At 40.4% G+C, this 396-nt stretch carries 1 protein-coding gene; it reads right to left on the bottom strand.

What is annotated here, in order from left to right:
- The coding region (locus tag RYX56_RS21340) for an HAD family hydrolase (RefSeq protein WP_317123986.1) at nt 1-332 on the bottom strand (332 nt) is incomplete at its 3' end.
- Between the last annotated feature and the right edge of the window lie 64 nt (nt 333-396).

A 396-nucleotide genomic window follows, 5' to 3' on the forward strand; every position in this document is an offset into this window, starting at 1 on the left:
ATTGCCCAAAATGCTGTGATATATTGCTTGGCGTGGCCCCACATCCACTCAATCAATTCTGGCTGCAAAACGACCCTTTGGACGAGATTACAATTTTCATCCCAAATTTCACTTCCATTTACAGTGACTAAATACGATTGAAGTTCAAGTGCAATGGCATAATCATGGCACGTGTTGAGCGAGCGACCTGTGCTAAGTACTACCTTTACTCCCTTTTCCTTCGCTTCTTTAATTGCCTGGCGGTTTGCCTCTGAAACTTGTTGATCATTTTTCAAGAGTGTACCGTCCATATCTAGTGCAATGAGTTTGATCTCAATATTATTTTCATTCATCGTATTGACTCCTTTCTACGCATACCTTCTATTAGGGTACACTTTTATGCCTTTACAATCAAAG

It is taken from the genome of Alkalihalophilus lindianensis (assembly GCF_032843265.1).
Lineage (GTDB): Bacteria > Bacillota > Bacilli > Bacillales > Bacillaceae_D > Alkalihalophilus > Alkalihalophilus lindianensis.